Source organism: Pectobacterium brasiliense, from assembly GCF_016950255.1.
Lineage (GTDB): Bacteria > Pseudomonadota > Gammaproteobacteria > Enterobacterales > Enterobacteriaceae > Pectobacterium > Pectobacterium brasiliense.
The window spans coordinates 228,753-251,904 of sequence record NZ_JACGFN010000002.1 but is presented as its reverse complement, the minus strand read 5'-3'; the positions used below and the strand labels follow the sequence as shown (position 1 = coordinate 251,904).

The following is a 23,152-nucleotide window of genomic DNA, read 5'->3' as shown; positions in this document are numbered from 1 at the left end:
AATTGTATCCGTGGTGTTGAATATTTGTTGCCGATATTATCTGAAGAGATCTTTCAGCAATGGATAATACACGGAGAAGTAAAATGGACTCATTCACTTTAGAAGATCGCTTTGATTATCAGCCTTTAACCCAGTCCCAAGGTGAAACCTGTCATTTTGGTGTGCGTATTGAGCCTAAACAGTCAGGCGTGCATATTGGTGAATTATCACCTACCTGGCTGCGTACATTAGTAGAGAACGAACAATTAGTGGTACTGCGTGGCTTTGATAGCTTTACGAGTGCAGAAAATTTAACAACATACTGCGCAGCTATCGGTGACATTATGCAATGGCCATTTGGTGCCGTGTTGGAGCTGGTTGAACAACCCGATGCGACCGACCATATCTTTGCTAATAACTATGTTCCCTTGCACTGGGACGGCATGTACCTTAAAACCGTGCCGGAACTACAAGTCTTTCAATGCGTCTCAGCCGTTGGCGAAGGGCAGGGTGGGCGAACCACGTTTTCGAGTACCACCACGGCGTTACGTCTGGCGTCACCCGAAACCAAAGCGCTGTGGCAGCGTGCAACAGGTCAGTATCAGCGCGCCGTCGAGCTATACAGCAGCACCGCGCAGGCTCCTATTATCGAGCAACACCCTTACCGCACTCATCCCGTCATTCGTTTTTGTGAGCCACCGATTGCTGGTGATAAAGAATTCTTGAACCCGTCCACTTATCACTTCTCCGGTATTGAACCCGAAGAGCAAGAGCAATTACTCAGCAGCTTGCAGCATGCCTTATATGATCCACGGGTTCAGTATGCTCACCAATGGCAAAGCGGCGACATTGTCATTGCAGATAACTACTCGTTATTACATGGTCGTGAATCTTATGCCAGCCAGAGTGGCCGTCATCTGCGCCGAGTGCATATCCATGCTAAACAGCCGCTGACTAACCCACATTTGGTGCAACCGTCATGAAACCACAGCATGTTGATCTCATGATTATCGGCGCCGGGCCTGTCGGCCTGGCCTGTGCCTATCTTGCTCAGCTATCAGGTTTAAGCACCGTCATCATCGATAAATCATCGGGGCCGTTAACGGTAGGCCGTGCTGATGCACTAAACGCCCGTAGTTTGCAGCTGTTTGAAATTATCGGTTTATTCGACGAGCTTTATCCCTTGGGCAAAACCTGCAATACCAGCTCAGTTTGGTCAAAAGGTAAATTTATTTCACGCCAATCGACCTGGTGGGATGCTTTAGAAGGCTGTTTTCACAAGCATTTTTTAATGATTGGTCAGGCTTATGTGGAACAAGCACTCGATAATAAGCTCACCGAGCTAAATAGTGCCGTGCGCCGTAATACTTCTGTGGAAGATATTGTGCTGGAGGACGACGGCTGTCTCACCACGCTCACCAGCGGTGAGACCGTACGTTCCCGGTATTTGATTGGTGCAGATGGTTCACGATCGTTTGTGCGCCAACACTTTGCTATCCCGTTTGAGATCACTCGACCACAAATTACCTGGGCAGTGATTGATGGCGAAATAGAAACTGATTTCCCAAAAGTACCGGAAATTATTGTTTTCCAGGCAGAAACCGCGGATGTCGCCTGGATACCACGTGAAGGTAAGATTGATCGTTTCTATATCCAGATGGAGAGTGAGGACTTCACGCAACAGCAGGCGATAGATAAAATTAACCATGCTCTGCAACCACACCGCCTGCAATTCAAGTCGATTGAGTGGTACTCACAATTCTCGGTTAAAGAGTCTGTAGCAGAACACTATATCCTTGAAAATAAATTATTTATCGCTGGCGATGCGAGCCATATTCACTCGGTAAATGGTGGGCAAGGGCTAAATACCGGATTGGCCGATGCATTTAACCTCATCTGGAAAATCGCGATGATTACCCATCATCATGCGCCTCAAACGCTATTACAGAGTTACGAAACGGAGCGAAAAGCGGTCGCGCTGGAAGTCGTAAAAACGTCAGCGGAACTCGTGCGTTCAACCAAAACCTCAGAGACGGGCACCCATGCCGATGACTACGTCAAGATTGTCGAAAAACGTGCGGGTTACATCACGGGGATGGGTGTTCGCTATGGAACCGACGGGCGTGTTGGCGAAAGGCTGCATGATTTTATGTGGCGTGATTCTCAATCCAGTCAGCCAGGCAGAATTTACTCACATTTAAATTATCGCAATTACAGTTTGCTTATCATCGGCGCGGCGACTGTCCCTGCATCACTGCCTGATATCGTCAATGTCCTGCACGTTGAAACGGGAAGTAGCCCCTATTCCGATCAATACCTGTTAGTTCGGCCAGATGGCTATATAGCCGCCACCGCTCCTCTCGACCAACCTTCAGTCATCAGTCATTACTTTAGCGACTGGCGAGTTCAATAGCATAAACGTTGCCGGCTCAGTGATGTTGCACTGAGCTGGTTTTATTCTGTCTACAGTGTTATCCAGCTACATGTGCTGGGAAGCAGCAGAATTTGTTCTGGCGAATAATGATTTTGCCAGTAACCGTCCAAAACGTCATTTAGGGTCATTACCTGATGCACTAATCTGTGTAAAATCAGAGCTAACCCAATATCGTGGAGTGCTCTGCTATGGCTGGCGTGAACAAAACGCACCTGACTGAAACGGATATCATCACCAAATTTATCCTTCCTACGATTAAGGATGCTGGCTGGGATGATTTTGCTCAGATTCGTCAGGAAGTGAAACTACGTGATGGCAAGATTGTGGTTCGCGGAAAATTAGCCTCACGTATCAAAGTCAAATCTGCCGACATCGTGCTGTACCACAAGCCGAACTTGCCGCTTGCAGTCATCGAAGCCAAAGCCAACAAGCACGCCATCAGCAAAGGGATGCAGCAGGGGTTGGACTACGCTAGCCTGCTCGATGTTCCCTTTGTATTTGCCTCCAACGGTGATGGGTTCATCTTCCACGATAAAACCAATCCGCAGCAGCTCGAATCCGAAATTGCCCTTAGCGATTTCCCAACACCTGAACAGCTCTGGCAAAAATACTGTGTCTGGAAAGGGTTCACTCAAGAGCAACTGCCCGTTATCAGTCAGGACTATTACGACGACGGCAGCGGAAAATCTCCCCGTTATTATCAGATGCAGGCGATCAACCGAACGGTTGATGCTGTATCGGCAGGTAAGAACCGTATTCTACTGGTCATGGCGACTGGCACGGGCAAAACCTATACGGCGTTCCAGATAATCTGGCGTCTGTGGAAAGCCAAACACAAAAAACGCATTTTGTTCCTTGCGGACCGCAATATTCTGGTCGATCAGACTAAAAACAACGATTTTCAACCTTTCGGCACGGCGATGACCAAAGTCACCGGGCGTACTATCGATCCGGCCTATGAAGTGCATTTAGCACTGTATCAGGCGATTACTGGGCCGGAAGAATATCAAAAAGCCTATAAGCAGGTGGCACCGGATTTCTTTGATCTGATTGTGATTGATGAATGCCACCGTGGCAGTGCGTCCGAAGATTCTGCCTGGCGGGAGATTCTGGAGTATTTCGGCAGCGCCACGCAGGTTGGTCTGACGGCCACGCCGAAAGAAACCGAAGAGGTCTCCAATATCGATTACTTCGGTGAACCGGTTTACACCTATTCACTGAAAGAGGGCATTGAAGACGGCTTCCTCGCGCCTTACAAAGTGGTGCGCGTCGATATTGACGTCGATGTACAAGGCTGGCGTCCTGTCAAAGGGCAGTTGGATAAATATGGCAAAGAAATTGAAGACCGCATCTACAACCTGAAAGATTTTGACCGCACGCTGGTCATTGATGAACGCACGATGCTGGTGGCGCAGACCATTACCGATTACCTGAAACGTACTAACCCGATGGATAAAACGATTGTCTTCTGCAACGACATCGATCACGCCGATCGCATGCGCCATGCGCTGGTGGTGCTCAACCCTGAGCAGGTGTTGAAGAACGAAAAATACGTGATGAAAATCACCGGCGACGATGATATTGGCAAGGCGCAGCTCGATAATTTTATTAACCCTAAAAAAGATTATCCTGTTATCGCCACAACCTCTGAACTGATGACCACCGGCGTCGATGCGCAGACTTGCAAGCTGGTCGTGCTGGATCAAAACATCCAGTCCATGACCAAATTTAAACAGATCATCGGGCGCGGCACGCGAATCAACGAAAAGCACGGTAAGCTGTGGTTCACCATTCTTGACTTCAAAAAAGCGACAGAGCTGTTTGCCGATCCTCGCTTTGACGGCTTGCCAGAAAAAGTGCTGGTGGTAAAACCCAGCGACATTTCCGACCAAGATTCCGATTTCAATGAAAAGCTGGATGAGGAAGATGACGGCGATAATGCCGCCAATAAAGCGCGAGAAGACGCCGCTGACTATCAGATTAATCATGACAAGCATTGGGGCAATGGTGAATTCCATGACGATGACGACAACAAAGTCCGTAAATTCTATGTGAATGGCGTGGATGTAAAAGTGCTGGCTAAGCGCGTTCAGTATTATGATTCTGATGGCAAACTGGTGACTGAGTCCTTCCAGGATTACACCCGTAAAACGATGCTCAAAGATAGCGAGTACGCTTCACTGGATAGCTTCGTGCGCAAATGGCAGGATGCACCACGCAAACAGATCATTATTGAAGAACTGGCGCAATTGGGGATTCTGTGGGATGTGCTGGCGGAAGAGGTGGGTAAAGATCTCGACCCGTTTGATTTACTCTGTCATGTGGTGTACGGTCAGCCGCCGTTAACGCGTCAGGAACGCGCGGCCAATGTGCGTAAACGTAACTATTTTACGAAATATGCACAACCGGCGCAGCAGGTGCTCAGCACGCTGCTGGATAAATACGCCGATGAAGGCGTGCAGGAAATCGAGGATGTCCAGGTACTTAAATTGAAACCGTTCGATGCGCTGGGTCGTCCGATAGAGATCATTAAAACCCGCTTTGGTGACAAGAAGGCGTATGAGCAAGCCGTTAACGAACTGGAAAACGAAATCTACCAGCTACCGCCGCGCTCAGCCTGATAACGAATAAACATCGTGCCACTGGTCGCGTCTGCGTCCGGTGGCATCCTTTTTTAAGTATGGAAAGAATACATGTCGATTAGCTCAGTCATTAAATCCCTTCAGGACATTATGCGTAAAGACGCCGGGGTGGATGGCGATGCCCAGCGTCTGGGGCAGCTTTCATGGCTGCTGTTTCTGAAGATTTTTGATACTCAGGAAGAAGAGTTGGAACTGGAGCAGGATGACTACCAGTTCCCGATCCCACAACGCTATTTATGGCGTAGCTGGGCAGCAAACAGCGAGGGCATCACGGGGGAGGCGTTGCTGGAATTTGTGAACGACGACCTGTTCCCGACCCTGAAAAATCTCACAACCCCGATCGATAAGAATCCGCGTGGCTTTGTGGTAAAACAGGCGTTCAGCGATGCCTACAACTACATGAAAAATGGCACGCTGCTGCGTCAGGTGATCAACAAGCTAAATGAAATCGACTTCAGCAGCAGTCAGGAGCGTCATCTGTTTGGCGATATCTACGAACAGATCCTGCGCGACCTGCAAAGCGCCGGTAATGCGGGCGAGTTCTATACCCCGCGTGCAGTGACGCGCTTTATGGTCAACCGTATTGACCCGAAACTGGGCGAGTCCATTATGGACCCGGCGTGCGGCACTGGCGGCTTCCTTGCCTGTGCGTTCGACCATGTGAAAGAACATTACGTTAATACCACTGAAGACCACAAAACGCTGCAAAAGCAGATCTATGGCGTAGAGAAAAAGCAGCTTCCACATCTGCTGTGCACCACCAATATGCTGTTGCACGGCATTGAAGTGCCGGTGCAAATTCGCCATGACAACACGCTCAATAAACCGCTCTCTTCCTGGGACGAACAACTGGATGTGATTGTCACCAATCCACCGTTTGGCGGTACCGAAGAAGACGGGATTGAGAAGAACTTCCCGGCAGAAATGCAGACCCGTGAAACCGCCGATCTGTTCCTGCAATTGGTTATCGAAGTGCTGGCCGATAAAGGCCGCGCGGCAGTGGTGCTGCCAGACGGTACGCTGTTTGGCGAAGGTGTAAAAACCAAAATCAAAAAGCTGCTCACCGAAGCGTGCAACCTGCACACCATCGTGCGCCTGCCGAATGGCGTGTTTAATCCGTATACCGGTATCAAAACCAATATTCTGTTCTTTACCAAAGGCCAGCCGACTAAGCAGGTGTGGTTCTACGAGCATCCGTACCCAGACGGCGTGAAGAACTACAGCAAAACCAAACCGATGAAGTTTGAGGAATTCCAAACCGAAATCGACTGGTGGGGCAGTGAAGCGGACGGCTTTGCCAGCCGCGAAGAGAACCATCAGACATGGAAAGTCAGCATCGACGAGATCATCGCCCGCAACTTTAACCTTGATATCAAGAACCCCTATCAGGGCGAAATCATCAGCCACGATCCGGACGAATTACTGGCACAGTACCAGACGCATCTGGCGGAAATCCGCGAACTGCGTAATCAGTTACGCGATATCCTCGGTGCCGCACTGGCAGGCAACAAGGGGGCGAATTGATGACCGTTGAGACGCTGATCACCGACCATATCGATATCTGGTCCTCTGCCCTGCAAGCCCGCTCTACAGCGGGACGAGGCAGTAATGGCAAAATCGACCTCTATGGCATTAAGAAACTGCGTGAGCTGATTCTGGAACTGGCGGTGCGCGGCAAACTGGTGCCACAGGATCCGAATGATGAACCCGCGTCTGATTTGTTAAAGCGTATTGCCGCCGAGAAAGCGGAATTGGTAAAGCAGGGAAAAATTAAAAAGCAGAAGCCGCAGCCGGAAATTAGTGAGGATGAGAAGCCGTTTGAGTTGCCGGAGGGGTGGGAGTTTTGTCGCTTAGGTGATGCAACTATTAATCGTGATGCTGAGAGAGTTCCTCTTTCATCTGAGGAACGTTCGAGTCGGCAAGGACAATACGACTATTATGGAGCATCAGGAATTATTGATAAAATTGATGACTTTCTGTTTGATAAGCCACTGCTACTTATTGGTGAAGATGGTGCCAACTTAATAAACAGAACGACACCGATAGCCTTTATTGCTGATGGAAGGTACTGGGTGAATAACCATGCCCATGTTTTAGACGGAGTGTCGGAGGGTTTTCTTAAGTATGTTGGTCTGTATATTAATTCGATTAATCTTGAACAATATATTACAGGTACCGCTCAGCCGAAAATGAATCAGGCAAAAATGAATACTATTTTGCTTGGATTAGCCCCTGAAAAAGAACAGCAGCGAATACTTTCAAAAGTTGACATATTAATGTCTCTGTGCGATCAACTTGCACAGCAATCCCTGACCAGTCTGGAAGCGCATCAGCAACTGGTAGAAACCCTGCTGGCAACCCTGATCGACAGCCAAAATGCCGAAGAACTAGCCGAAAACTGGGCGCGAATCAGCCAGCATTTCGACACGTTATTTACCACCGAAGCGAGTATCGATGCGCTTAAACAAACCATTCTGCAGCTGGCGGTGATGGGGAAACTGGTGCCGCAAGATGCTAACGACGAACCGGCTTCTGAACTGCTTAAACGTATTGAGCAGGAAAAAATACAATTGGTGAAAGAAGGCAAAATCAAAAAACATCCTCCAGTTGAACCTTTGGGAGAGCCCACTTCATTACCCCATTCTTGGTTAAATATTGTTGTTCAGGATTTTGCTGACATAAGGTTGGGAAGTACTCCGGATAGATCTGAAAGGAAATATTGGAATGGAGATGTCCCTTGGGTTAGCTCTGGAGAAGTTGCCAATGAAGTTATTTTAGATACAAAAGAAAAAATCACATCTGAGGGTTTTAAAAATTCGAGCACAAGTATGATTCCAACTGGAAGCTTACTAATGGCAATTATTGGGCAAGGAAAAACGAGAGGGCAGACGGCAGTTTTAGGCATTGACGCATGCACTAACCAAAATGTTGCTGCTTTTGTTTTTAACCAAGCACTTGTCGAGCCTGAATATGTTTGGATCTGGGCGAAAAGTAAGTATTTGTCCCATAGAGGAGATGGGCACGGTGGAGCACAGCCCGCACTAAACGGGAAGAAAGTCAGGAGCTTTATCTTTCCCTTGGCCCCAATCAAAGAACAGCAGCGAATTGTTAGCGAAGTAAAGCGACTTAATGATATTTGTGACGCCCTCAAATCCCGCCTGCAATCCGCCCAGCAAACCCAGCTCCATCTCGCGGACGCACTTACCGACGCAGCACTAAACTAAGGAACAGACGATGCCGGTTCATCATGCTATCTGGCGAGTAGGGGAGACCCCTCAGCCGCTGACCATCAGCAAACTCGCCAGCGAACAACTGCTGGAGAAGATGATTCTAAACGATCCCACCATCCTCTCTGACCAGTGGATGATTATCGGGCATCAGGAACCGACGCTCGATAAAGGGCGTATCGACCTGTTGGCTATTGCGCCGGATGCCTCGCTGATCCTGATTGAGCTTAAACGCGACCGCACACCGCGTGAAGTGGTGGCGCAGGCGCTAGATTACGCCTCTTGGGTGGATGATTTAACCGCCGATCGTCTGTCGCAGATTTATGAAAAATTCTCCGGTGGCGGCAATCTCGGTGACGCGTTCAAGCAGCGCTTCAATACTGAACTGGAAGAAGAGTCACTCAACCAGTCGCACCAAATCATCATTGTGGCGGCGGAGCTGGATCCGTCCACAGAACGCATCGTGGACTATCTAAGCAAAAACGGTATCTCGATTAACGTACTGTTCTTTAAGGTATTCCAGCACGGTGACGAGCAGTTCTTAAGCCGCACCTGGCTTATCGACCCGAGCGAAACGCAAACCAATGCCGCACAGGCCACCGCCGTAGCAAGCGCCAATGCGAAGGAACCGTGGAACGGAGAGTTTTACGTCTCGTTTGGCGACATGCAAAGCCGAAACTGGGAAGAGGCGCAACACTACAACTTTATCAGTGCGGGCGGCGGAAGCTGGTACAGCCAGACGTTAAAACAGCTTCAACCGGGCAACCGTGTGTGGGTAAAAATCCCGGCGAAAGGCTACGTCGGCGTTGGTATTGTGCAGAGTGCCGTTGAACCTGCCAGCAGCTTCACCATCAACACCGAAGGCGGTGAAAAGCTGGCAATGGATGTGCTGAAGCACAGCGATCTCTATCGCTTGAACGCGGATGACCCTGAGAAGTCTGAGTATTTTGTTCCCGTAAAATGGCTGGAAACCCGCAGTGAGCAGGAGGCGGTTAACGAAGTGGGGTTCTTCGGCAACCAAAATACGGTCTGCAAGCCTACAACTCAGAAATGGCGGCATACTGTCGAGAAATTAAAGCGCTATTTCAGAAATTGGAACGCGGAATTGTAATGCTCAAATGATGACTTTTCCCGACAAAGAAGAAATGAGCATCTCAGAAGACGTCTAAAGTGAATGGTTCGGTTTGGCGGGGGGCTTACATTTACATTTCGAGGAGCTCTTGAACCCAATCCCCCCAACATTCACAACCAAGTCGTGACTCAACTGTACCCGGATGAGATGCAAACCACCATTCCTTTACCACTTCATATTCCGAGGGTATAAGGGTGAATGGACGCCAACAACCCATTCTTCCATCTTGATCACATGGATCACTGCCAACCAGGAAGAATTCATTCAGAAAGGGCAAAGGTGGGAAATAGCCAGAAGAACTAATGACACCAAAGATGCCATAAAGTACTTTGGTGTTCTCATCTAAAATCCGTTTAGCATTATTAATATTATTCATAGAAATCCATTCATCTGATGTTTACGTTATTGTCATGTTCTTACTAAGTATACGTACCTTGGTTTTCTTACTCGATAGTATTTTTGGATAGTGTTTAGCTATGATGTCGTTCATACGTTCAACCAACTCCTGGCGTTTGAAGGTCAAATGCGCGGTTCCCTTCTGAAGTAACGAATACTGAAGAATTCATCTTCGTAAGTTCCCTTAGCCGGATTCTCCCGGGTATGTTCCATCAATCGCGTAGAGATATTGCCACGGTTGTCAGGGATGGGTTTACCGTTCACCAGGATCGCCACCAGAAGCGACGATTTTTCGAGCCTCTTCCCGTTTTAATCTCGCTTCTGCCAGCGAGATATCAGGATAAACGCCGATAAATAATTTTTTCTCTTTACGCGCAACGCGGTACTTCAAACGCCAATATTTGGCTCCGTTCGGCTTTATCAGAAGATAAGGCCTGCGCTCTCAGTGAGCTTGTACTCTTTGTCTTGTGGCTTGGCGGGCTTCCCAACATCGACTTGATTTCCGGTATGCTGGGTTGACCTCGGTAGAGCTCAGCGACAGAAAATCCTAGTGGTATCAATGAATATAACGGGGTTTTGTTGAATTCGGTAGAGTCTGGGAGAACTTAAAATGGTACGCCCTACAGGGCTCGAACCTGTGACCTACGGCTTAGAAGGCCGTTGCTCTATCCAACTGAGCTAAGGGCGCATTTCAAAAAAGAAATGGCTGTTGCGTGTTACAACAGTGGGCTGGATTATACCCACACGTCCCAGTGAGTCAACGGGTTGGCGCTGGATTTACGCTATACGGTGAATCCCTGTACAACTTTGGTGAATGTCGCTTTCTCTGGTGTGACTTTTTTGCACAATTGCGAGCCTCGTCCACATGAACTACACATAGCAATGAAAATTTCAGTTTTATCTGCTAGATGCGTTCAGTAATTCTTTTCAAGTTATGAACGGACGTATTCTGCGTTCTGCGCTGTTGGTACACTATGCCCGCATTCGTGGGTTTTGGATGAGTGTGGGCTGCTTTCACGTGCCGGGTTTGTCGCTCGGCTATTTGTGGATCCGCTATTTTGTCGAACTTTGGAACCTTTTGATTTATGAACATTCTTTCATCCGCATTCTTGCGCGTTTGTCTGCTGGCAATGTTTATGCTGCCTGTTGGATATGCATCGGCGGCGAGTGCGGATTCTGATCCTGACCCACAGCCTGCGCAGACCGATGCGCCCGTAAAAATTAATGTCGATGCCGAGCTGGTCAAGCTGCAAAAACAGTTAGATAACATTAAGCAGCAGGTTTCAGGCACCAATAGCGACAGCAAATTTGGCGCGTTGAATGACACAACGCAGGAACTGGTGAATAGCGCCAATGAGCTTGCTAATGCAGTAGCACCGCAGCGCGCTCAAATTCAGGCTCAGTTGGATGTCTTAGGACCAGCGCCAGAGCCCGGCTCCAGCATTAGTGAAACCAGCGAAGTGACGCGTAAGCGAAACAGTCTGAATACGCAAAAAGCAAAAATGGATGCGCAGATCGAGCAGATTCAGGCTTTACGCACCGGAGCGAGCAATCTGTCCGCGCAAATCGTGACTCTGCGCCGTAATGCGTTGAAAACGCAGCTGGCATTGAATTCCGGTAGCATTCTGGGCGGGCGCTTCTGGGCACCGATTGTGGCTCCGCAGGCTGAGGATGTACGCCGCCTGAGTACCTTTCAGGATCAATTAAGCGATGCTTTTACGGTGGCCTGGGAGCCAGACTGGCGTTACGGTTCCGCACTCCTGATTTTGATCGCCATGGCTATGAGTTCGGCGGGGCGTCGGTATATGGAGAAATGTCTGGCCTGGGCGGGAATTAACTGGCTGCCGGAAGGGCGTCTGCGGCGGAGCTTTTTAGCCACAGCATCGGTTATTTCAACCGTGGTCACGATCGGTATTGCGGTAAATCTGATCGACTTTACGTTTACGCGCCACGGTGAAGCTTCAGAACGTGTCGTGTCATTCCTTGATGCGTTGGTGAGACAGGCAATTTTCTGTTCGATGATCGCCGGATTGGGGCGTGCGTTTCTTTCGAATCAGCGCCCTTCATGGCGTTTGCCTGCGATTGCTAACCCTGTCGCAAAAGCCATGAAGCCGTTTCCTGTGGTTGCCGCGGGCATTATCCTGATCTTCGGTTTTATTGAACAAGTGACAGCGACGGTGGGAACATCGGTCGCGGCAACCATTATGGTGAACGGCTTATCTGCACTGTTCCTGGCCTTTACTGCGGGGACGATCGCGCTAAAAAGCGATCAGATTCGTCGACAGATGGTACATTCAGGGGAACAGCCGGAAGCGCGTTCGACATTATCCGGCATTATTCATCTTGCCGTATTGGCGACATCGTTCTCTATTCTGGTTTCGCTGGTCATTGGTTATATCTCACTGGCTCGTTTCCTGGCGTTTGAGCTGGTGTGGATTGGTATGGTGTTCTCCTGCCTGTATTTGTTCTCAACGTTTATTACCGATATCTGCGAAAGCCTCTTTTCTCCCAACAACGCCAGCGGCAAGCGAATGAAAAATTCGCTCAATCTGGACGATCGGCATCTGGCTCAGGCCACCTTGCTCCTGTCGGCTGCTGGTAAAGTCTTTTTAATCTTGATGGCGGCCGTCGCTTTACTGAACGGGACGTTTGGCACCACTACGCCGTTGGAGCTGGTGCAAAAAGCCGTTGAAATCTGGGGCGGAAAAGGGCTGGAAACGCTGAGCATCGTGCCTGCTCATCTGGTCAATGCCGTGCTCTTCCTGGTGGTGGGGGTTTATGTTTTACGCTCCTCAAAACGCTGGCTGGAAGATGAATTCCTTCCTAAAACGACGTTAGAACGCGGTATCCGTGCGTCGCTGGTGACGCTGTTCAGCAACATCGGCTACATCCTGATTATCCTGCTGACGTTGGCGACATTGGGGATTGAATGGAACAAGCTGGCATGGATTGTCAGCGCGCTGTCGGTGGGTATCGGTTTTGGCTTACAGGAGATCGTGAAGAACTTTATCTCCGGCCTGATTTTGTTGACAGAGCGCCCGGTGAAAGTTGGCGATTCGGTCAGTATCAGCGGCGTTGAAGGGGATATCCGGCGGATTAACGTGCGTGCGACGGAAATTCAGCTTGGCGACCGTTCGACAGTGATCGTGCCGAACTCCCAATTTATTTCGCAGAATGTGCGTAATATTACGATGGGGAACCCGTTCGGGGTTGCCACGCTGGCGCTGACGTTCCCGCTGGATATCGATCCTGAAGAAGTCCGTACACTGTTACTGGATGCTTACATCAGCCATGAGGCGATTCTGGAAACCCCGGCACCGTCAGTGAAGTTCAGCCAGTTGAACCCAACGGGCATGGTGCTGAGCGTCACGGGCTATGTCAGCAGCCCGAGAATGGTATCGGAAGCGAAGAGCGATCTGCTGTTTGCGATTATCAAGCGACTGCGGGAATCTAATATTCCACTGGCCGTACCGCAGAAGATGGTGTTGGAAAACTCAGGGTTTGCGCTGACTGACGGCATGTCGGGTGAAGATAAATAATGTGCTCAGCCATCCGTTATCCGGCAGTGAACGGGTAACGGATGAACATCGAAGCCGTGCTTACAGGATGTGAAGCGCGGCTATTTTTACTGCTGCTTAATCATATCGAGATAGATTTCACGTAACCGCTGAGTCATTTTTCCGGGCTTGCCGTCGCCGATCGTTTTTCCATCCAGCATTACGACGGGGAGAACCAGCATGGTGGCTGAACTGACAAAAATCTCTTTGGCGTGATACGCCTCTTCCGGCGTAAAAAAGCGTTCTTCCAGCGTAATGCCCTCCTTTTCTGCCAGCTTGAGCAGCGACTGACGCGTAATACCGTGCAGAATAGCGTTGCTGAGTGGGCGGGTCACAACCGTGTTGTCATGCAGGACGATGTAGCAATTGCAGGAACTGCCTTCGGTAATGAAACCTTCTTCGACAAAGAAAGCATCGTCGGCCTGATTGGCATGGGCATACTCTTTTGCCAGGCTGGCGGCGAGCAGGCTGACGGTTTTGATGTCCCGACGGTGCCAGCGAATATCCTCGGTGGTGACAACGTGCAGGCCCGTTGTGGCTTTTGGGTTACCGACCAGCGAACGTGCCTGAGTGAATAACACCAGCGTGGATTTGACGTCAGCAGAAGGGAAATAAAAATCACGATCGCCGGCATTGCCGCGGCTAAGCTGTAAATAGATCGCGCCTTCTTTCAGATCGTTTTTATTGATCAGCTCATCGTGAATCTCTTTGAGTGCTTCAGGAGTGACGGGCAACGTGAGCGACAGCTCGCGGCAGGAGCGTTGCAGGCGAGTGATATGATCGGCGAAATCAACCAGTTTGCCATCGATGACCGCCGTCACTTCATAGACGGCATCGGCAAACAGGAAACCACGGTCAAATACAGAAATTTTTGCTTCATTTTCTTCTACATACTGTCCATCAACATAAACAAGACGTTGCATCACAACACTCCTTAATAGTTGCTCAATGCAGGTTAACGCGCGTTATCCCCACAATAATGCGTCGGGCGGTAATATTTCGCTACCGTTATAGTGCAGCCCGTTAGTGCGATCGCGCTGCAAGAGCAGTGGGCCATCCAAATCGACCACGGCGGCACCTTGTGCCACGACAAATGCGGGTGCCATCGAGAGCGATGTACTCACCATGCAGCCGACCATAATGTTTAAACCTTGCTCCTGTGCGTATTTTCGCAGACGCAGGGCTTCCGTTAGTCCGCCGGTTTTATCCAGCTTGATGTTGATCATGTCATAGCGGCCGACCAGAGCGACCAGCGACTGACTGTCATGACAGGATTCATCTGCACAGACGGGAATCGGGCGGTGCAAGTCTGCCAGCACATCATCTTTGCCTGCTGGGAAAGGTTGTTCGATCATCGTTACGCCAAGTGCAGCGAGTTCAGGAACCAGCGTCAGGTAACGTTCGGTATCCCATCCTTCATTGGCATCCACAATCAGGCGAGCCGATGGCGCGCCTTCGCGCACGGCAGCAACTCTGGCCAGATCGTCTGCATCGGCCAGCTTTAGTTTGAGAAGAGGGCGATTAGCATGATGTATCGCGGCGTGGCGCATACGGTCTGGCGTATCCAACGATAGGGTATAGGCTGTCTCCAACGCCGTAGGCGAAGGGAGATCCAAACGTTGCCAAATGCGCTGTTGGTGCTGTTTGCACTCCAGATCCCAGAATGCACAATCGAGCGCATTGCGCGCCGCGCCTGCGGGCAGGATGGTTTGCAGCGTCTCCCGATCTAAACCGTTACGGACGTCGCTGTGCAGTGAGGCAATCTGCGCCATGACGCTACTGAGGGACTCGCCATAGCGTGAATAAGGGACGCATTCGCCGTAGCCTGTCACGTTGCCGGACTGGAGCGCCACTACAACGACATCTGCCTGACGCTTGCTGCCGCGTGAAATGGTAAATGCGCCTTCTATTGGCCAACTCTCGGTGAAATATCGCATCTCAGTCATAAGCTTACTCTCGGGTTAACCATCCTGTGCCTCAGGGGGATAAGCGCCTTATTTACAAGGCCTGAGCGGGTCATCAAGTGTAATGCTTCTTTCGGTGCGTATTCTCCATTTTTCGCGATCTTAGCCATAAATAGATGAGGCTTAATTCCGGGCTGGAAAAATTTATGAGCACGGTATCGACAGGGCGAATTATCTGAGATAGCTTGAATAAGCTCATTATACTTCAGGTCGTCTGTGCCCTTGTGGTTAACGAAAGCTGCCGTCAACGAAAACGGGTTTACTGCGATTTGAATGATGTTGAGTAGAGTGCCTTTACAGGCACTGCGTCGCTCGGACGGTCCGGGCGCTCACGTTAATCTGAGGATGTTATGGCTGATTCTACTTCTCCGCGCCGTTTTACGCGCATCGATCGTCTTCCCCCGTATGTATTTAATATTACTGCTGAATTAAAAATGGCTGCGCGTCGTCGCGGCGAAGATATTATTGATTTCAGCATGGGTAACCCTGACGGCCCGACCCCTCCTCATATCGTGGAAAAACTCTGTACGGTCGCACAACGCGAAGATACTCACGGATATTCGACATCCCGAGGCATTCCGCGCTTACGCCGTGCGATCTCCCGCTGGTACGCCGATCGTTATGAGGTTGATATCGATCCTGAAAGTGAAGCTATCGTCACGATTGGCTCCAAAGAGGGGCTGGCGCACCTGATGCTGGCAACGTTGGATCATGGCGATACGGTGCTGGTGCCTAACCCCAGCTACCCGATTCACATTTATGGTGCGGTGATTGCCGGGGCGCAGGTGCGTTCTGTGCCGCTGGTGGACGGCGTCGATTTCTTCAACGAATTAGAACGCGCGATCCGCGAGAGTATTCCGAAGCCGAAAATGATGATTCTCGGTTTTCCGTCGAACCCTACAGCGCAGTGTGTTGAGCTGGATTTCTTTGAACGCGTTGTGGCGTTGGCGAAACAGTACGGCGTGTTGGTGATCCACGATCTGGCCTATGCCGATATCGTGTATGACGGCTGGAAAGCGCCGTCGATCATGCAGGTTCCCGGTGCGAAGGACATCGCGGTAGAGTTCTTCACGCTGTCGAAAAGTTACAACATGGCTGGCTGGCGCATCGGCTTTATGGTCGGCAACCCAGAGCTGGTCAGCGCGCTGGCGCGGATTAAGAGCTACCACGATTACGGCACGTTCACGCCGTTGCAGGTGGCGGCGATTGCTGCGTTGGAAGGCGATCAGCAATGTGTACGGGATATTGCCGAGCAGTATCGCCAGCGCCGTAACGTGTTGGTGCGTGGTCTGCACGAGGCCGGCTGGATTGTTGATGAGCCGAAAGCCTCAATGTATGTCTGGGCGAAAATTCCTGAAGCCTATGCGCATCTGGGGTCGCTGGAGTTTGCTAAACGACTGCTGTCGGAAGCGAAGGTTTGTGTTTCCCCCGGCATTGGCTTTGGCGATTATGGCGATACCCATGTTCGGTTTGCCTTAATTGAGAATCAGGATCGAATTCGGCAGGCGGTGCGCGGTATTAAGGCCATGTTCCGTGCTGACGGTCTCCTGCCAACCACCAAATCCATACCTGGCAAGGGCACGACTGCCTGATAGTCATTTCCTGATAACCGCGGCTCCCAGTCGACTGACTGGGAGCCTATAAACATGCCGTGACAGCGGCTTATCATTTGCTAGAATGCCTACCGTTAATCTCAATCAGGATGAGTTTGTCATGTCATTATCTCTGTCTAAAATTTCTGCGTTAACGCTGCTTTGCGTCACGCTGGCCGGGTGCCAACAAACAGGAACGTCTGCCCAAAAAGGAACAGTGGCAGGCCAGTCTTCTGCGGTAACGGTTTCTCCTAACGATCAGCTGAATCAACTGGCGTCGCTGGTTGCGGCTACCCGCTATCTCAAATCGAAGTGTAACCGCAGCGATCTGCCTGATGATGCGACGATTGCCAATGTCGCGTTGGCTGTAGCGAAACAACGAGGCTGGAATGTTGCCAGCTATCAGGCTTTACCGCAGCGCAGTGAAAGCCTGTATCAAGGGTTATTGAAAGACAGTACGCCAAAAGAGGCGCAGTGTTCGGAATTTAACCGTACGTTGACGCCGTTTATTGACGCCATTCGCAGTCAAAGTTAAGGCGTAGCGCTTCCACTTTCATTGTCGGCGGAACGTTCATTCTCGTTGAATTTTCCGCCCGGCCAATCTTCCAGTGCTTCCAGAATAAACACCTCACCCTCTACGCTAAAAATGGTCATATCCTGCTGGATCTGTTCTATGGTCAGCCCTTCTATTGGTGAATCCCCTTCGCGGAATTGCAGGCCGTTGAGCGTGATGCTGCGCTTGGTTTCATCCGACGTGTAAACATGTGCGCTGTAGGCCAGCGGCGGAACCTCACCGTTGCTGATGGCGGGTAACGGCAGTGTGGTCCTTTTCTCTGAGGGGGCTGGCGTATCGGTATGAGCCTCTTCCTGATGAGGTGTAGCGGCGAGTGCTGCTGGCGTTTGCACCTCTGCCGCAGGCAAGGTGGCCGCTTGAGCCGCTAAAGTGGTCGTCGGAGAAGCAGAGCTCCCCCAACGCTGGTGGCTGAACCAGCCGAGCGCGGCAAAAAGCAGAGCGTAAATAACCATGAGATAACCGGGCATCGGATATCTGGCAAGCCATGCTGGCTGTGAGTGTGTCGTTGCGTCCGGTGCGTTGTCCACGCGCTCATCCTTAAGTGTGTAGGGCATATTTTAGGTCGTGTAGCATCACATCATAAACCAAAGTCGGGTGAGTAGGATGGTGCCGTCTGCCTTATTTTGCAAAAAATAGAAAGAGCCAGAAAACTGAATATCTCGGTTATGTGACAGTTCCTTCATTTTGATTAAAAACTATTACAGTCATAATAATCACAGATGGAATCTTGATGCGGGTCGCAAAAAAAACGTGTGAATTTGCTTTAATGAAACCATGTTTTACCATTGTAGGTATAACGTTTCTTTTTGTTGTTCGATAATCAGTCAGCGTGGAGGCATCATCATTTAATTAACAGTCCCGAGTGCTAAATGGGCAGTATTATTATGTGGTTTTTTACTACAGATAGTGCATTGCTTTTTTATCAATAAGGGACGTGTCAATCTGCCACGACATTAAGAATAAAAGTACTTTTAAAGTATGCGATTAATATCGCAGGGTTTTGTGCGGATTTATTTTCTATTTTAATAATTAAAAAATACTGAGGGATAAAATGTTGAGAACGGTTATTGGGACTGGTCGTTTACGCACCTGTGCGGTAGCTATTGCCCTTTCTGGGCTCGTGCTTTCCGGGTGTGATAATAGTCAGCAGCCAGTGGCAGAAGCGGCTCCGCCAGATTTGCAGGTGAAAACGGCACCGTTTGGCTGGGCTGCGCAATATCAGAATACGGATGGTAAATTTTATGCAACGACGGGGGGCGAGGGCGCACATGAAAATAGTATTTATGTCGTCACCAGCCGCCAGGAATTAAAAGACGCATTAAATAATATCCGCAGCCCCCGTTATATCGCAGGCGATGCCGATGCGGAATTGAAGGCGAAGTTAGAACCCAAAATTATCTACTGGCAAGGCACGGTCCGCGGCGATGATTTAGGCAATGGACGCTATGCGGATGCTGAGTATTATAAAACCAAGCCGAATAAAACGACGTTTGATTTTGATTTATATGTCAAAGCGTTCGATCAGGATTACATGGCGCAGTTGAAAGCGACGGCGGATGCTGGCGGCAGCGATGCAGCGGCGGCTAGCGCTGAACTTAGCCTGCTTAAAAAGCAGAATGGTCAACGTTCGCAGTATGCCAACAACCAGAAGGCGCAGATTCAATTTCAGGTCCCGCCGAATACCACCATTTTAGGCGTGGGTAGCGAAGCGAAGCTGGTAGAAGGCTATTTATCCCTCAATACCCTGAGCCACACGTTCGGTAAAACCGATAACAGCAACATCATTATCCGTAATATTACGTTTCAGGCACCGCGTGACTTCGCCCCAGCCTGGGATGCGGGCGACGGTGATAAAGGCAACTGGAATGCGCGCTATGATTCCGTGTCGATTAACGCCAGCAAAAATGTCTGGGTTGATCACTGTACCTTTACGGACGGTGAACATCCTGACTATCAGGAACCGGTGCTATTTGGCAAACATATCCAGCGCCACGACGGCTTGCTGGACATAGAAGACGGTGCCGATTACCTGACGATTTCCTACAACATTTTTGCCGAGCATGACAAAACGGTATTAATTGGTTCCGGCGATGGTGATAAAGGGGAATACCGAATCACTTTTGAAGGAAATTTATGGGACAACAGCGTGCAGCGGTCACCGCGTGTGCGCTTTGGTCAGGTGCATTTGCTGAATAACTACCATCGCGGGGCAACGGATACAAATTACCCCATTCTGTATGCCATTGGGATGGGCTTCGATTCATCCATTCTTTCCGAAAGTAACGTGTTTAATTTCCAGGGCGGCGGTGCGGATGAAAATCTAATCATCGGTGCCTACAAAGGAAGCAAATTTAAAGATAACGGCTCCTGGTTTAATGGCAATCCGGCAAGCAATTTGAATCAAATCGCATTAGACAAATGCAGCACATTGCAAGAAGCCGAGAAGGCCGCCGCTACGACTTCTGGCAAAGCGGTACCCGCATGGGCGCTGGAAACCTGCACCAATGAATTGGAATGGAGCCCGCCTTATACATATAGCGCAGGGAAATCTATTGCCGCCGTTGAGAAATACGTCCTGGACAATGCCGGTGCTGGGAAACTGGATATTTCTCTGCCGTAGATCGCCTGATTCAACCCGTTATTTTTTTATGTGATTTTTATCTGTAAACCCTCTGCCGATAGGTTTCGCTCTGTGGCAACTACCCTGCCGTAGGGCGAAATACATCGGACAAAATAATAGTAAAAATACAGGAAATGCTATGACTGACTTTTTACCTCGTACTCGCCTTACGCTCTGCGCGACACTCGTTCTGAGCGGCCTGATTGTCGGATGCAGCGATAGCGACTCAACGCCGAATGTGGGTGTTGATCGTTCTGCTGCGCCACAAAATCTTAAAGTGCCGACGCTAGCCTATGATGACAGTAGCGTGGTGCTTGCCTGGGAAAAACCGACCAAACCTGCCGCCGGTATTAAAGATTACCGTGTCTATATGAATGGAACCTTGCTGGGTGGAACCATTGATAACCAAAACACCCATTCGCCGGCCAAGCCCTATATCGATAATTTCTACAATTCGATTGATACCGATAACTGGCATGTCCGCGTCAGCTTCCACAATTTCAAGGTCGCTAATCTGTCGCCGGAAACAGAATACCGCTTCACGGTGCGCGCGCTTTATGATGACGGCAAAGAATCCGTAGATAGTGAAACCGTCGTGCAGAAAACGACGGCGACGCCAGCGTCACTGAATGTGACCAACTACGGTGCGAAAGGGGATGGTGTCGCTAACGACACGGTGGCGATTCAGAAGGCAATTGATGACTGTACGCCAGCCGCGTATCCGAAAGGATGTAAGGTCGTGGTTGAAGGGGGAACGTTTAAAACCGGCGCATTGTTCCTGCACAGCGATATGACGTTTGAAGTCGCGAAAGGTGCCACATTGCTGGGATCGGCAAACGGTGATGATTACCCGCTCGCCCGCGGCTACTATCTCTACCCTTACAGTTCACCTAAATTACCGAAGCGTCCGCCTTCTCTGATTAACGTTCTGGAAGCAGACGATCAGGGCAGCAGCCATGCAGGCACCTTTAAAAATATTCGTATCGTCGGGCAGGGCACCATTGATGGCAACGGCTGGACGCGCGGTATTAAAGCCGGTGACGCAAACATTACTGAAACTGATGAGTTAAATAACACGTTACCGCTCTATCGTGCGAGCAAAGCCACCAATGTCAGCAGTGACGGTATTCTGGCAAAAGACCAAACGGCAAAAGCCGTTGCTGAAGGGATGCTACTGGATGAGGCGTACAAAAACCGACGCTCCAGCCTGATGACGCTGCGCGGTGTGAGCAACATGTATCTGGAAGGGCTGACGATTCTGAACCCGGCTTTCCACGGTGTGATGGTGCTGGAATCTGAAAATGTGGCAATGAATGCGCTGGTGCACACAACGTACGACGCGAATAATGCGGATGGCATTGAATTCGGCAACAGCCAGAACGTCATGGTATTCAATAACTTTTTTGACACGGGGGATGACAGCGTAAACTTTGCGGCGGGATATGGTGCTGAAGTGGCAACGCTGGGGCAAAAAGCGCAGAGCGGTGCCTGGATCTTCAATAACTACTTCCGCCGTGGGCATGGTGCGGTGGTTACGGGTAGCCATACCGGTGCCTGGATTGAAAAAATTGTTGCTGAAGATAACGTAATGAATAAGACGGATGTTGGCCTGCGCATGAAGAGTCGACCCTATTATGGGGGTGGCTCGCGTGACGTGGTATTCCGTAATAACGCGATGCGTGATATTGTCAACGAGCCGTTTGTGTTCACGATTAAATATAAAGCGGACGTGAACGATACCCAGCCTGCTGCTGAGCCCGCACAGTTCCGTGATGTGACCGTTTCCAACGTCACGGTTGATGGTACAGCGAAGAAAAACAGCATCATGGTCGATGGGATGACCGTGGCTGAAATGGCTGATGCGTATAAGTTCTCTTTTGGACGTGATGCTTATCATCAAGGCTTACATTTTGAGAATGTAAAATTCAAAAATGTAAAAGCTACGGACATCACATTCCTGAAGAACAGTGAATTTAAGAATGTCGTTTTTGAGAATGTACCGGGAGCCTGGAATTTCGGTCATATTGAAAATATCAGGCTCGAAGACCGTGTAAATAATGATGCCGCGCTGACGACCAGCGGTGATGAAACCATCACCCGGGAAGCCGCAACGGAATAAGGCATTTTCCCCACGCTACTCGGCGTGGGGAGTATTATGGATGATTACCTATGGCACGATTGCAAGCTTTCAAAGATCCGTCTTTTAACTCGTTGGTTGCCACTTTTCGGTCACTGCCCGCTCCACTGATCCGACGTATTGTGTTGGGGCTGATTTTGCTGCTGATTTGTCAGCAGTTGGCCGTATTGACCTGGCGCTTTCTCCTCCCTGAAGACTCACGCATTGTTGGCGTGTCGGTCACGCCTGCCCAGGCGAAAGAAAAGCCCGCAACGCCGGGTGATTTTACCTTATTCGGCCATGCCCCCGCTGCAGATGCGTCTGCGGTTAACGACGCCGCATTATCCGGCGATATTCCGCTCACTTCGTTAAATATCAGCCTGACTGGGGTATTGGCGAGTGGAGATGCCAAGCGTTCGATTGCCATTATCGCTAAAGATAGTCAGCAATACAGTCGCAGCGTCGGCGATGCCATTCCGGGCTATGAAGCCAAAATTGTGACTATCTCTGCCGATCGTGTCGTGCTCCAGTACCAAGGGCGCTATGAAGCGCTGCATTTGTATCAGGAAGAAAACACCGTTGATGCGCCGCCGTCTTCTGGCACATTTAGCCAGATGAAAGAGGAAATACAAAAAAATCCCCTCTCGGCGCAGGATTACCTCAGCATTTCTCCCGTCACGGAAGAAGAAGTACTGAAAGGATATCAGTTAAACCCCGGCAAAAATCCCGATCTTTTCTACCGCGCTGGTTTGCAGGATAACGATCTCGCGGTGTCATTAAACGGCATGGATTTACGCGATGCGGATCAGGCACAGCAGGCGATGGCGCAGCTAGCCGGGATGAGCAAATTTAATTTGACCGTCGAACGTGATGGTCAACAGCAGGATATATATCTGGCACTGGATGGAGACCACTAATT

The 23,152-nt window shown here is 50.0% G+C and carries 16 protein-coding genes, 1 tRNA gene and 2 pseudogenes; 12 read left to right on the top strand and 7 right to left on the bottom strand.

All coding sequences use genetic code 11. The annotated features are described in order from the left end of the window. Window positions 1-83 precede the first annotated feature (83 nt). The 6 genes from H4F65_RS15715 to H4F65_RS15690 all read left to right on the top strand — a co-directional run bounded on the left by H4F65_RS15715 (window position 84) and on the right by H4F65_RS15690 (window position 9,393). The gene (locus H4F65_RS15715) at window positions 84-962 is read left to right on the top strand and encodes a TauD/TfdA family dioxygenase (RefSeq protein WP_010681665.1); all 879 of its coding nucleotides are present in this window, start codon (window positions 84-86) and stop codon (window positions 960-962) included. After that, complete coding sequence (locus H4F65_RS15710; RefSeq protein WP_010681664.1) at window positions 959-2,392, top strand: FAD-binding protein; 1,434 nt, start codon at window positions 959-961, stop codon at window positions 2,390-2,392. The genes H4F65_RS15715 and H4F65_RS15710 overlap by 4 nt, the downstream gene beginning before the upstream one ends. Before the next feature lie 209 nt (window positions 2,393-2,601). Then, window positions 2,602-5,034 (top strand): EcoAI/FtnUII family type I restriction enzme subunit R, encoded by a 2,433-nt coding sequence (gene hsdR / locus H4F65_RS15705; RefSeq protein ID WP_039319979.1) that lies wholly within the window; start codon window positions 2,602-2,604, stop codon window positions 5,032-5,034. A 72-nt stretch (window positions 5,035-5,106) separates the two neighbouring features. Next, window positions 5,107-6,579 carry an N-6 DNA methylase gene (locus H4F65_RS15700; RefSeq protein ID WP_010681663.1) on the top strand — a complete coding sequence of 491 codons (1,473 nt, stop codon included), beginning with the start codon at window positions 5,107-5,109 and terminating at the stop codon, window positions 6,577-6,579. Beyond that, entirely contained in the window at window positions 6,579-8,279 is a 1,701-nt protein-coding gene (locus H4F65_RS15695; protein WP_010681662.1) for a restriction endonuclease subunit S, read from the top strand. The genes H4F65_RS15700 and H4F65_RS15695 overlap by 1 nt, the downstream gene beginning before the upstream one ends. A 10-nt stretch (window positions 8,280-8,289) precedes the next feature. Next, window positions 8,290-9,393, top strand: coding sequence for a PDDEXK family nuclease (locus tag H4F65_RS15690; protein WP_010681661.1), 1,104 nt, complete (start codon window positions 8,290-8,292; stop codon window positions 9,391-9,393). Window positions 9,394-9,484: 91 nt separating this feature from the next. Here the strand turns inward: H4F65_RS15690 and H4F65_RS15685 are convergent, their stop codons facing one another. The 4 genes and pseudogenes from H4F65_RS15685 to H4F65_RS15670 form a co-directional block, all read right to left on the bottom strand. Beyond that, complete coding sequence (locus H4F65_RS15685; protein WP_072014214.1) at window positions 9,485-9,790, bottom strand: hypothetical protein; 306 nt, start codon at window positions 9,788-9,790, stop codon at window positions 9,485-9,487. A gap of 21 nt (window positions 9,791-9,811) precedes the next feature. After that, window positions 9,812-10,077, bottom strand: a pseudogene (locus H4F65_RS15680) (DUF4942 domain-containing protein); the annotation flags it as partial. Further along, a pseudogene (locus H4F65_RS15675) lies at window positions 10,070-10,287 on the bottom strand (Arm DNA-binding domain-containing protein); the annotation flags it as partial. The pseudogenes H4F65_RS15675 and H4F65_RS15680, both read right to left, overlap by 8 nt. Before the next feature lie 134 nt (window positions 10,288-10,421). Further along, window positions 10,422-10,498 (bottom strand) — tRNA-Arg (locus H4F65_RS15670). A gap of 397 nt (window positions 10,499-10,895) precedes the next feature. Between H4F65_RS15670 and H4F65_RS15665 the strand changes: the two genes are divergently transcribed. Continuing rightward, window positions 10,896-13,349 carry a DUF3772 domain-containing protein gene (locus H4F65_RS15665; protein ID WP_010681659.1) on the top strand — a complete coding sequence of 818 codons (2,454 nt, stop codon included), beginning with the start codon at window positions 10,896-10,898 and terminating at the stop codon, window positions 13,347-13,349. Window positions 13,350-13,435: 86 nt separating this feature from the next. Here the strand turns inward: H4F65_RS15665 and H4F65_RS15660 are convergent, their stop codons facing one another. Continuing rightward, entirely contained in the window at window positions 13,436-14,290 is an 855-nt protein-coding gene (locus tag H4F65_RS15660) for a D-amino-acid transaminase (protein ID WP_010681658.1), read from the bottom strand. Between the two features lie 42 nt (window positions 14,291-14,332). After that, window positions 14,333-15,313: an N-acetyl-D-Glu racemase DgcA gene (gene dgcA, locus H4F65_RS15655; protein ID WP_010681657.1), complete on the bottom strand. Its 981-nt coding sequence runs from the start codon at window positions 15,311-15,313 to the stop codon at window positions 14,333-14,335. A 368-nt stretch (window positions 15,314-15,681) separates the two neighbouring features. On the opposite strand from dgcA, the gene alaC reads away from it, so the two are divergent. Together alaC and gspS are read left to right on the top strand one after the other, a co-directional pair. After that, entirely contained in the window at window positions 15,682-16,923 is a 1,242-nt protein-coding gene (gene alaC, locus H4F65_RS15650) for an alanine transaminase (protein ID WP_010681656.1), read from the top strand. A gap of 121 nt (window positions 16,924-17,044) precedes the next feature. Continuing rightward, window positions 17,045-17,458, top strand: coding sequence for a type II secretion system pilot lipoprotein GspS (gspS, locus tag H4F65_RS15645; protein ID WP_010681655.1), 414 nt, complete (start codon window positions 17,045-17,047; stop codon window positions 17,456-17,458). On the opposite strand, the gene gspB is transcribed toward gspS, so the two are convergent. Further along, window positions 17,455-18,024: a type II secretion system assembly factor GspB gene (gene gspB / locus H4F65_RS15640; protein ID WP_010681654.1), complete on the bottom strand. Its 570-nt coding sequence runs from the start codon at window positions 18,022-18,024 to the stop codon at window positions 17,455-17,457. The genes gspS and gspB overlap by 4 nt on opposite strands. 524 nt (window positions 18,025-18,548) lie before the next feature. Here gspB and H4F65_RS15635 point away from each other — a divergent pair. From H4F65_RS15635 to gspC, 3 genes are all read left to right on the top strand, one after another. After that, window positions 18,549-20,117 (top strand): pectate lyase family protein, encoded by a 1,569-nt coding sequence (locus tag H4F65_RS15635; RefSeq protein WP_010681653.1) that lies wholly within the window; start codon window positions 18,549-18,551, stop codon window positions 20,115-20,117. Window positions 20,118-20,256: 139 nt separating this feature from the next. Continuing rightward, window positions 20,257-22,236 (top strand): glycosyl hydrolase family 28 protein, encoded by a 1,980-nt coding sequence (locus H4F65_RS15630; protein ID WP_010681652.1) that lies wholly within the window; start codon window positions 20,257-20,259, stop codon window positions 22,234-22,236. Window positions 22,237-22,286: 50 nt separating this feature from the next. After that, window positions 22,287-23,150, top strand: coding sequence for a type II secretion system protein GspC (gene gspC, locus H4F65_RS15625; RefSeq protein ID WP_010681651.1), 864 nt, complete (start codon window positions 22,287-22,289; stop codon window positions 23,148-23,150). The last annotated feature ends 2 nt before the right edge of the window (window positions 23,151-23,152 follow it).

What these genes read in the sequence shown, in the direction of transcription:
- alaC (WP_010681656.1), top strand. Translation starts at nt 15,682, where the DNA reads ATGGCTGATTCTACTTCTCCGCGCCGTTTTACGCGCATCGATCGTCTT.
- H4F65_RS15665 (WP_010681659.1), top strand. Translation starts at nt 10,896, where the DNA reads ATGAACATTCTTTCATCCGCATTCTTGCGCGTTTGTCTGCTGGCAATG.
- H4F65_RS15690 (WP_010681661.1), top strand. Translation starts at nt 8,290, where the DNA reads ATGCCGGTTCATCATGCTATCTGGCGAGTAGGGGAGACCCCTCAGCCG.
- dgcA (WP_010681657.1), bottom strand. Translation starts at nt 15,313, where the DNA reads ATGACTGAGATGCGATATTTCACCGAGAGTTGGCCAATAGAAGGCGCA.
- H4F65_RS15635 (WP_010681653.1), top strand. Translation starts at nt 18,549, where the DNA reads ATGTTGAGAACGGTTATTGGGACTGGTCGTTTACGCACCTGTGCGGTA.
- H4F65_RS15685 (WP_072014214.1), bottom strand. Translation starts at nt 9,790, where the DNA reads ATGAATAATATTAATAATGCTAAACGGATTTTAGATGAGAACACCAAA.
- H4F65_RS15660 (WP_010681658.1), bottom strand. Translation starts at nt 14,290, where the DNA reads ATGCAACGTCTTGTTTATGTTGATGGACAGTATGTAGAAGAAAATGAA.
- gspC (WP_010681651.1), top strand. Translation starts at nt 22,287, where the DNA reads ATGGCACGATTGCAAGCTTTCAAAGATCCGTCTTTTAACTCGTTGGTT.
- gspS (WP_010681655.1), top strand. Translation starts at nt 17,045, where the DNA reads ATGTCATTATCTCTGTCTAAAATTTCTGCGTTAACGCTGCTTTGCGTC.
- H4F65_RS15695 (WP_010681662.1), top strand. Translation starts at nt 6,579, where the DNA reads ATGACCGTTGAGACGCTGATCACCGACCATATCGATATCTGGTCCTCT.
- H4F65_RS15715 (WP_010681665.1), top strand. Translation starts at nt 84, where the DNA reads ATGGACTCATTCACTTTAGAAGATCGCTTTGATTATCAGCCTTTAACC.
- hsdR (WP_039319979.1), top strand. Translation starts at nt 2,602, where the DNA reads ATGGCTGGCGTGAACAAAACGCACCTGACTGAAACGGATATCATCACC.
- H4F65_RS15630 (WP_010681652.1), top strand. Translation starts at nt 20,257, where the DNA reads ATGACTGACTTTTTACCTCGTACTCGCCTTACGCTCTGCGCGACACTC.
- H4F65_RS15700 (WP_010681663.1), top strand. Translation starts at nt 5,107, where the DNA reads ATGTCGATTAGCTCAGTCATTAAATCCCTTCAGGACATTATGCGTAAA.
- H4F65_RS15710 (WP_010681664.1), top strand. Translation starts at nt 959, where the DNA reads ATGAAACCACAGCATGTTGATCTCATGATTATCGGCGCCGGGCCTGTC.